We start from the raw sequence: 10,620 nt of genomic DNA on the forward strand, positions 1-10,620 counted from the left end.
ACGAAAAGCAAGTCAGTGGGGCATGTTTTTTTGGGGGTAGGGAATTTTTTATCCGCCCCTTGCCTTCCCACAGGTTGGCACGGCCGTCGCCCCGGTCAAGACCAAGCACTTCGTGCGTGTGGCTTCGCCCCACGGTCTTGACCAGAACGCCTTGCCCGTGCCTTTTTTGAAGCAGGCGACGGTGACGAGGATGGGCGGCTCAGGTTCTGGGGATTTATCTAGCTGGTATCGGCTTTTCTTTACAATTTAGCTTGGCCGCATTAAATTGCAGCGCTCTCAAAGAATCATAAGGAATTAACTCCCCATGGCACAAGATGCACGACAGTTCATAAATAGGTGGAAGGGCTCCGGTGGGGCTGAACTTGCAAATTCACAATCTTTTTTGAAGGAATTGTGCGCTCTTCTTGATGTTCCCGAACCGGAGCCTGCAAAGGATGACATTTCTCAAAACGAATACGTTTTTGAAAGGGACGTCGACTTCCACCATGCCGATGGAAGCATCAGCAAAGGGCGCATAGATCTTTATAAGCGGCAGTGTTTTGTTCTTGAATCAAAGCAAGGGGTTTTGCGGCAGGAGCAAATTGATAGTCTGGCGCAGTCGTCGACAAAAAGAAAGAAGGGAACTGCAGTAAGAAATACCAAGGGGTGGGATGAAGCCATTCTGAAAGCTTTTGGTCAGGCTGAAAGGTATGTACGCGCTTTACCTGCCCCCGAAGGTCGCCCGCCGTTCATTCTTGTTGTTGATGTTGGTTTCACCATAGATGTGTATTCAGAATTTTCCTGCACAGGTGGCGACTACATCCCTTTTCCGGATCCGGGAACGAATCGGATACATTTGAATGACCTCGAATCAGAGGAAATCCGTGAACGTCTCAAACTAATTTGGACCGATCCTTTTGCTCTGGATCCTTCCCGGCGTGCTGCCAAAGTTACCCGACATATTGCTTCGCGCTTGGCGAAGCTGGCAAAATCGCTAGAAGCTGCCGGGCATTCCCCGACCGATGTCTCGGGGTTTCTCATGCGCTGCCTTTTCACCATGTTTGCCGAAGATGTTCAGCTCTTACCAAAAGACAGCTTCACCGATTTGCTTAAGTCGATGCGGAGCTCTCCTGAAGAATTTCCACCTATGGTGGAAGAACTCTGGGGCAAAATGGACACAGGCGGCTTCTCAACAGCGCTTCGTCAAAAGATCAAACACTTTAATGGCGGACTTTTTGCTGAACATAGTGCGTTGCCTCTGGACGAACAGCAGTTGGAACTTTTGATAGATGCAGCCGATTCGGATTGGCGGGATGTAGAACCCGCCATTTTTGGTACCCTCTTGGAAAGGGCTCTGGACCCACGCGAAAGGCACAAACTGGGTGCTCATTACACTCCCCGGTCATACGTTGAACGGCTTGTTATCCCTTCACTGATGACTCCCCTGCGACGTGAATGGGAAGCGGTACAAACTGCAGCTGTAACCCTGATGAATCAGGACAAGAAGGAAAAAGCCCTTGAAAACGTACAGGCTTTTCACCGAAAGCTCTGTAAGCTTCACATCCTTGACCCAGCCTGTGGGTCAGGGAATTTCCTTTATGTTGCTCTGGAGCACCTCAAGCGATTGGAAGGCGAGATTCTCTCACTTGAACAGAAGTTGGGTTTCAGTTGGATGAAGCTTGAAGGTGGGGGGTTAACTGTCAGTCCCGATCAATTCTTGGGGCTGGAAGTGAATCCTCGCGCGGCAGCAATTGCCGAACTCGTTCTTTGGATCGGCTATTTGCAGTGGTATTTCCGTACGTGGAAGGATGTCTCGCCAGCGGAACCCATCATTCGTGATTTCAAGAATATCAAATGTCAAGACGCCCTGTTGACATGGAAAAAGGTCGAACCCGTACTCGATGATGACGGCAACCCGGTATGCCGTTGGGATGGGCAGACAACAAAGAAGCATCCCACCACAGGACAGGAAGTTCCGGACGAAACAGCTCTTGTGCCGACGCTCAGGTATCACGAACCGAAACCAGCCTCTTGGCCCAAAGCTGACTACATTATCGGAAACCCGCCATTCATCGGCGCAAGCACCATGCGACGCTCCCTCGGGAATGGTTATGTTGACGCTTTAAGGGAAGCCTATCCAGACATCCCTTCTTCGTGCGATTTCGTCATGTACTGGTGGGATCACGCAGCCAGACTTGTGCGGAACGGCTCGGCTCGTCGTTTTGGGCTTATTGCAACAAACAGCCTGCGGCAAACATTCAATAGAAGAATCGTCAAGCATCATATGGAGGCCTCATCCTCGCTTTCCTTGTCATTTGCAATACCTGACCATCCATGGGTCCAGGAATCAGACGGTGCTGCTGTCAGGATATCCATGTCTGTTGGAATGGCTGGGGACGCGAAAGGGCAATTATGTCATGTCGTGGAGGAAAAACAGGTTCACGACATTGGCTATGATGTGGTTTTAGCCAAGCACAAGGGCAAGATTCACTCTGACCTGACGATAGGGGCAGACGTTGCAGACACTACACCTTTGACCTCTAATATTGGAATTTCAAGTCGGGGTGTTCAGCTTATGGGGTCGGGTTTTATTGTCACCCGCGAACAGGCTACGGACCTTGGACTTGGACGTGTCCCAGGGCTTGAAAGGCATATTCGGCAGTACCGGAATGGGAAAGATCTGAACGACAAACCTCGTGGGGTTATGGTTATTGATCTGTATGGGCTTGAACCGCACGAAGTTCGCTCCGATTTTCCAGAAGTCTATCAGTGGGTTCTGGAGCGTGTGAAGCCTGTTAGGGATCAGAATAATAGGGCAGCATACCGTGATAACTGGTGGATTTTCGGGGAGCCTCGCAAGGTCCTCCGTGAAATGCTTAAGGGATTGCCGCGCTATATTGCCACTGCTGAAACTTCCAAGCATCGGTTTTTCCAGTTTCTCGGCTCCGATATCATGGCCGACAACAAGCTCATCAGTGTTGCATTGGATGATGCTTATTTTTTGGGGATTTTATCAAGTAAAGTCCACTTGTTATGGGCTCAGGCTAACAGAAGCAACATTGGCAAGGGCAATGATCTTGTTTATGTAAAAAGCCGTTGTTTTGAAACATTCCCTTTCCCTGAAGTCAGCTCCAAAAGCAAGGCACGGATCAGACAACTCGCAGAAGAGCTTGATGCACACAGAAAGAAGCGGCTTCAAGCTTGTCCGGGGGTGTCGATGACCAAGATGTACAATGTGCTTGAAAAAATGCGGAACTGCGAAACACTGACCGAAAAAGAACAAAAAATCCACGATGACGGGCTGTTGGCTATCCTTCAGGAGCTACACGACAAGCTCGATCAAGCCGTTTTGGATGCTTATGGCTGGGATACAGAATTGTCCGATGAAGACATTCTGAAGGAACTTGTTACTCTAAACAAAGCGCGTGCTGCTGAAGAGGACCGGGGGGTAATCCGATGGCTTCGCCCGGACTATCAGCTCAAGCAAGCAGGTGCTTCCACGACCAAACAAGGCAAACTGAAAACTCGTGAAAAAGTGGCAAAGCAAAAAGTTTCTTGGCCCAAATCCATGAGCGATCAGGCCCAAGTCCTTTTGGAAGCGCTTTCGTTAAAAGACAGCCCCATCACGGTCCAAGAATTGGCCAAGGACTTTAAAGGAATGCGTAAAGCGCAAGCCAAGGACTTGCTGTCCACCCTTGCTACCATTGGGAAAGTCATTCAGTTGGATAATGAGAAGTTCCAAGCAATTTAGGGTCGTTTTGTGTGGCCCTTTTGTGGGACAAAACCCAGCAGCACTATGCGTAAGCACCTGAAATCAGGTACGCCATGCACACGATGCACACTAAGCTAAATCACAGCGAAAGCGGGTAAAGGTCACGTTATTTTAGTGTGTTAGTGATGTTGGTGGGCCGTCCTGCCGTGAAAATGGCATTCAAGAGGTCGTGGGTTCGATTCCCTCCAGCTCCACCAATGATTATTAGGGCTTAGAAGGTTTTCCTTCTAAGCCTTTTTTCGTGGAATATACAGAAATCCAGTAATGGGCTGAGTGGCAACTTCTGCCATGGGCTTTGGATGATGCCTAAGAGGGCCGTGAGTTGTAAGGGTGCTGGCATCCGTCATGGTCTTATTGGCATGACTGCTGGAAGGTGTCTGTACACGGGAGACACATTCGGTGGCCGTGAGACACGAAAAAAGCCTTTCACTTTCGCGAAAGGCTTTGATTTCGTTGGCGTCCCCAAGGGGATTTGAACCCCTGTTATCGGCGTGAAAGGCAAGAAAACGAAAACCGGAAGGTCGCTTATTTGTATGATTTCAGCATGTTAAATTCGACACTGATCGTATAAAAGTTACGTTTGACAGGGGTGGGGACACGGGGGAGACACGAAAAGATGCGCTCCCACCCTTTGGGCCACTGATCGGCCTTCTGGAGCAACCCACTTCGAAGGTCTCGCAGCATTCAATAGGCTGAGATCACCTTGAGGGTGTTTTAACCAACCCGCCACCATTCTGCCCCAGCCTTGAAAGGATGCGGAGATTTCTGATCATTGCTTCCCCCGTATCTAAAGTGAATGCGTTTGAGTGGGTTTGCTGAGATCCTTTGCGATGAAAGTGTATATCACCGGCACCACGATGAGAATCACCATTGATCCAAAGATCATGCCCGAAAAAAGGACCAGCCCGATGTCGAACCGGGAATGCGCTCCCGCGCCGTCGGCCAGCAGCAGGGGGACAACTCCTGCGGTCATGGCGGCAGTGGTCATGAGGAATGGGCGAAGCCTGACCATGCCGCCCTTGAAGGCGGCTTCGATCCTGTTTTTTCCCTCCAGCTGTGCCTCGTTGGCCATGGTGACCAGCAGAATCGAGTGCTTGGCAATCAGGCCGGTCAGGGTGAGCAGGCCAACCTGCGTGTAGATGTTTATGGTCGCCAGCCCAAGGTACATCGGGATCAACGCGCCACACAGGGCGCCGGGGACGCTCAGCAGTATGATGAGCGGCTCGCGGAAACTGTTGAACTGGGCCGAAAGCGCCAGATAGATGACAAGAATGACCACGGCAAAGGCCATCAGCAGTCGGTTGCCCTGCTGGATATACTGCCGGGACTGGCCTGTGTAATTGATCTGAAAACTCTTGGGCAACATCTGGTCCGCCAGTCCTTCCAGATAGTTCAACGCCTCCTCAAGCGTCACGCCGGGCGAAAGCGAGCCGGAGATGGTTGCCGAGTTGAGCTGGTCGAACTGCGTCAATGCGTTCGGCACCGTATGTCGTGAGACAGTGGCAAAATTGGACAGCGGCGTCATGCCGCCCGAAGCGGTTTCGACATGCCCTTCAAGGATGCGGTCCACGGCTTGATACGGGCGCTTAACCCTCGGACCTAAATCGAGCTGAGTGGCCCCATTGAAGCCTTCCTCGGCAGAAACCGAGATAAGATTGACTTCAAAGATGGCGCGAAGGGGATCAATTTGATTGCCGAATGCAAAAACACTGCTCATCTCGGTCGTAAACCCGAATTATTCAGGATTTTGGACGCAGCTCTCTCGTCGCTGGACATGGAGCGAAACGTTCAGGTCAGGCCCAGACGAATTTTGGAGCACTCAGGCAGCGTTCCCATAGTTCTTTGAAACGCAATGTGTCCATGGCTATCGCCGTGACCTTGAGTACGGTTTTGCCAGCATGGGACACCATTTTGGCGGCTACATCCACCAAGCGGCGACGTAGCGTCGTTGGGAAAGCCTTGACCGGAACCACCGGCTCACTCACATCTTCCTTGAACGCTTCAAACAGGAAAAAGCCGAGGAGCATGGTGTAATAGAAGGCGGAGTTCGGCACGAAGCGCTGGAACGGCAACTCCTCGAAGCCGAAATCCTTGAATGCCCTGTGCACCAGTTCGTCCGCGCCGCGCTGGTGGTAGGAGTGGATGATGGCATCGGTCTCGGTCATGAATTCACAGCAAGCTTCCCGCAGCTGCTGGTCGACGACACCGCCCATGCCGAGGTTGGTATAGACGATAGTGCAGGGTTGCGGTCCGTGGAGCAAGAACTGCTTCTCCTCCAGCAGAGGCCTCCAAAAGATGGCTCTGTAGGATTTTACCCAAGATTTGCGGCGGTCGCTGAACTCGAAACACTGCCAGACATCCTCGTCGGTCTTGCCGAAGTGATGCTGAAAGGCAGCTTCTGGGAGTGCCCCGACCCTGTCCTTGATGTCGCCGTAGAATTTGCCCGCGCAAATGAAGCCGATATTCAGGCGCTCCATCTCGGTGAAGAGATCCTGATCGAAGAATCCGGAGTCCATGCGAATGACGATAGGGACGGTCTCGCTGTAACGGGTACGGATCATGCGCACCACGTGGCGGATCATGTTCGGGGCCGAGTCGCCGTTGAGGGAATGCTTGTCGCCGCCACGGAATACGACGTCTATGATGTACCGTCCCCAAGTCATCTGGAGCGGCTGGAAGCCAAGGACTTTTTTTGTATGTGGGTTTGACGCCGTCTCGTTTCGGGGCTTGGTCGTTGTCCATGACCATGGTGACGATATTCAGTTCGATCACTTCAGGCTTGGCAATATTGAGTCGCCAGAGAAACAGGTGCTGCAACAGACGACGGAAAAGGTAGGTTCTTTGTGCAAAAAAGGCTTGGTAGAACCGCTTGACTGTATGCGAAGAGGCCATGTCATTGATGTCAGTTTCGATGGCGGCTGCGTAGCCGGAGTCTTTGGCCAGGACATCGAAGTGGGCCAGGTGTCGACTGGTGCCGTCGAAGAGGAAGCAGAGAACCTGCTTGAAAAGCTCATTGATGGGCGTGCCTTTGGGGTTCTTGCGCATGGAGCCGAAAAGGCGGTTGATGTGGGGGAAAAAGCCAATGCCACGAAGGTAGCGAGCAAAGAGGTTGAGCCCGGCCGGCTTGTCAGGCAGTCGTTCGTGACCTGAACATCGTCGATGAATTTTGCTTTGGTTCTCTTTGAGTTGGACATCCAGCCCTCCACCAAATGGGTGAAACGTTCATGACGTAGTGACTGGATGTGATTGTAAACAAAAACAAGGCTATATGCCAACTTTGATGTTGTGTTAGACTGGAGAATCGCTCAGGTTAGGTCTGAAGTGCTTGAACTCGGATACATCGAGAACATTGTAGCCGTACCAGCAATCTGAGTATACAACACTGTCGGGCTGTATCCTTTCCTGAATAATCGGCATCAGCGTTTTACCTTTGGCGTCGGGAATCACCTGTGTATATACCTTTCCGCCTCTCTTGAGGATTCCAAACACTGGCACTTTCCCTGCGGCCCCACGCCCTCGTTTGCCTTTTCGTCTGCCGCCAAAGTAGCTTTCATCGACTTCAAATTCGCCGAAAGCCATTCCTTCATTGGCCTCTTCTTCGGCTATGATTTCTCGCAACCGGTGAAAGTAATAGGCAGCCGTTTTGGCGTTAACGCCGACCAGATCAGCGGCACATCGTGCTGTTGTCCCGGCTACAAAATGCTCAATCAAACGAAGCTGCTTCCCACGACTTAAACGACTCTTTCGCATTGCCATACCGATACCCCAAGGGAGTTATCTGGTACAGCCCCTAAATGTTTTTTAAAGCGAGATTTTTCTTTGGAGATGAGGTTCATAAGAAAAAAAATGGAGCAGGAAATGAGAATAGGCTGCAAATGGTTTTGGGCCGCTTTGCTTGTGCTTCTTAATATTGGTCCGGGGTGCACTTGGATGAAGGGGGCCGACTTCGTAATGAGCGGTGCGCCTGATCCTGTACAAAAAGAATCCACCACGCATTCTGCGGAAGAGCTAGAAGTAAATTCGGTGTGTTCTGAGTATGGTGCAGGTGGCGAAAAGGATAAAAGAGCCGAAACTATGGTTGCAGCACTCGGTTATATGCGCCCCAAATCGCCCACATCGTATCATGAAGTAGCTAAGAAGCTAGGTTTGGATGCAGAAAAAATCGCTTATTTAAATTTTGCTGACGATCAAGATGATATTGTTGCAGGAGAACAGATAATTGTACCACTAGCAAGTGATGATTTATGGCAAAATGTAAGTGAAAGTGAGTTGTTAAAGGTGCATTCCGCAGTCAATGAAGATTATGCTGCTGATTGGAGTGGTAAAATTAAACAAAACATTAAAAAACATTTTACGGAAGACCAGCTTGCAAGTGAACTTCAGTACGCTTTGAGAGAAGTAAAAACAGCTGTTGATACTGGTCAAGTATCGCAGCCTGAAGAGTTAGGAATGCGCTATGCACGGCTTGCAGGTCGTGCTTTTATTGACGCGTCTGTTGATGAGGCCCGAGAGTTGCCTCGGGTTAAAACGATTACAGTGGAATACAAACTCCCCCTAGGTGGTGAAGGTAGCGTGAATGCAGACGCCTTGGTAGCTCTTCACGAACTCGATGAAGATGGTAATTTTGTGTTCTCACAGTTAGGAGGAAGATATAAAAAAGATAGATTTATTGGAAACTTGGGCGTTGGATACCGCAAGCTGAGTTTTGATGAAACTCTGGTTTGGGGTGTGAATGCTTTTTATGATTATGACTTCATGGGGGGGCATTCACGCGGAGGTGTTGGTGCGGAGATAAAGACAGAACTACTAGATGTTTACTCGAACTACTATTTTCCACTATCGCCTTGGAAAAAGGCATACGATCATAAGTATCTTGAGGAACGTGCTGCTGAAGGCTTCGATTTCGGATTAACAGGTCGCCTGCCTTTCTTGAAATCCGTTGATTGGAAGACTCGATATTATAAGTGGTATGGCAAAAATGTAGATGTGTATGGGGATGATAAATACTTATCTAGTCCCGATGGGATAGAGTTTGGAGCTCTATGGACACCTTGGGATTCAATAAAGCTCGGTGTAACGCACTCAAGAGCGATTGGAAGTAACCTACAAGAAACTAGTCTTGAAGCAAGCTTTTCTCTGACGTTTGAAGATATTGGTAGCTTGTTCGAAAACCCGAAGGACAAGGCTGGGGTGAGTTTGCATAAACGAATGAACGAACTCGTTTCTAGGCAAAATGATATTGTCTATGAACGGCGGGTTTCGGCTGAGGGACAGGCATTAGGCATTGTGATCGTTAAATTTGGGCGTGAGAATTAATATGCGTCAATTAATAATAAGAGTGATTCTCTTTGTAGCTGTCTCTTTGTTTTTTGTGAGTCTTGCTTTTGGGAAGCAAAGCGAAAGATCTATAGAGTATGCTTTTATAGGTCAGAAAATTGTTGCTGCTTTTGAGGCAAATAAACAAATAACAAATGGTGGCTTCACTGTTTCATGGTTGGTCGATGGTGAAGTTGTCACAAGTGAAGTTGTGGATGAGCCAGGTGAGTTTACATTTTCTGTTGATGATCCTGCTTATCATAAAAAAAGAATTGCATTTAAAGTATCTGCGAATGGATTGTTAGGTACAACTGTTGAGAGTACAGCCCAAGTCTCCGTTGTTGCAAGTAAATCAGCTACTCTCAAACCTGTAATTGACGGCCTACTTCCTGTTTCAACAAATCGATATGAAGATGTTGTTACTAATAATTCTGAGAATTCTTATACAGTAAAGCTTTTCCGCAATGGGTCGGAGATTGAGGATTATAGTGGATGTGTTTGGATACTTTCTGGCGAAGATAAGGACGCTTTTACATGGAATGAGGAGACTAGGACATTAGGTTTTGCCCAGCCTTTCAGAGCTGGGGGAGACAATATTTATTCGATTACTATGTTGGGTGCCAACAGTGATTTGGTTGGTAATGAATTTGAACTTGAAATAGCGGTCAAGGGTGAGCCGCTAGACGCTGGTCCAGACAGACAAATTTCTATCACCCAAGGCTCATATTCCCAACCTGCAATTGGTGGAAATGGCGGGGATTTGGAATATACCTCGTCAAACGAGGATGTTGCTGAAGTTGATAATACAGGAATGGTTACTCTCAAAAGCGTTGGTGGCCCTGTTACCATAACGGTTAAAGAGCTAGCTCATGGGATTTATCCCGAAGCTAGTGATAGCTATCAGCTTGTTGTTGTTGCATCCATTTCTGCCTCTGCTGATACTAGCCCTCAGAATTTGGTGGTAGGCGAGCCCATGGCGGACTTCAGCCCGTTTAGCAGTGTGAGCGGCGGCACGACGCCGTACGTGTATTCCGTGAAGACGGGTACGCTCCCGACTGGTCTGACCCTCGATTCGTCTACCGGTGTTGTATCCGGTACGCCGACCGCGACGTACACGACTGACACTGTGGAGTTCCAGGTTGCAGACGCCAACGGCGTAGTGGCTGTGGCTACGAGCTCTGTGAGCTTTACTGTGAAAATTGCTTTGCAATCCATTGATTCCATTACTGGTACGCTCAAGGTCGGCGAAGAGCTGACCGCAGGTGCTGTGACGCCTTCTGGTGCTGATGTGACCTATCAGTGGCAGTCGAGCGAAACGTCTGATGGCACCTATTCTGACATCAGTGGTGCGGATTCCTCGACCTATACACTGACCACGAATGAGCGCGGCAAGTACCTCAAGGTGAAGGTTACCGGCACCGGCGACTACTCCGGCGAGGCCACGAGCACTGCTGCCGGTCCTGTGAGCCAGGAAGTGAATGTCACGATCAGCGGCACCGCGAAGGTGGACCAGACTCTGAGCGCGGGCGTGACGCCTTCTGGTGTTGATGTGA

General features: G+C 49.7%; 4 protein-coding genes and 2 pseudogenes. 3 read left to right on the forward strand and 3 right to left on the reverse strand.

Going from position 1 to position 10,620, the window contains the following annotated elements:
- Positions 1-304: 304 nt before the first annotated feature.
- Positions 305-3,730: a class I SAM-dependent DNA methyltransferase gene (locus tag JCM12178_RS15240; protein WP_054652618.1), complete on the forward strand. Its 3,426-nt coding sequence runs from the start codon at positions 305-307 to the stop codon at positions 3,728-3,730.
- Positions 3,731-4,538: 808 nt separating this feature from the next.
- Here the strand turns inward: JCM12178_RS15240 and JCM12178_RS15245 are convergent.
- The 3 genes and pseudogenes from JCM12178_RS15245 to JCM12178_RS15260 form a co-directional block, all read right to left on the reverse strand.
- Positions 4,539-5,321 (reverse strand): efflux RND transporter permease subunit, encoded by a 783-nt coding sequence (locus tag JCM12178_RS15245; RefSeq protein ID WP_172677159.1) that lies wholly within the window; start codon positions 5,319-5,321, stop codon positions 4,539-4,541.
- Between the two features lie 223 nt (positions 5,322-5,544).
- A pseudogene (locus JCM12178_RS17975) lies at positions 5,545-6,945 on the reverse strand (IS1380 family transposase).
- 109 nt (positions 6,946-7,054) lie between these two features.
- Positions 7,055-7,501: pseudogene (locus JCM12178_RS15260) on the reverse strand (IS1595 family transposase); the annotation flags it as partial.
- Between the two features lie 108 nt (positions 7,502-7,609).
- Between JCM12178_RS15260 and JCM12178_RS15265 the strand changes: the two are divergent.
- Both JCM12178_RS15265 and JCM12178_RS18450 read left to right on the forward strand, forming a co-directional pair.
- Positions 7,610-9,067: an inverse autotransporter beta domain-containing protein gene (locus JCM12178_RS15265; protein WP_054652626.1), complete on the forward strand. Its 1,458-nt coding sequence runs from the start codon at positions 7,610-7,612 to the stop codon at positions 9,065-9,067.
- A 1-nt stretch (position 9,068) separates the two neighbouring features.
- On the forward strand, positions 9,069-10,620 hold a 1,552-nt coding region (locus tag JCM12178_RS18450; RefSeq protein WP_172677160.1), incomplete at its 3' end, for a putative Ig domain-containing protein.

Source organism: Salidesulfovibrio brasiliensis JCM 12178 (assembly GCF_001311825.1).
GTDB classification, from domain to species: domain Bacteria; phylum Desulfobacterota; class Desulfovibrionia; order Desulfovibrionales; family Desulfovibrionaceae; genus Pseudodesulfovibrio; species Pseudodesulfovibrio brasiliensis.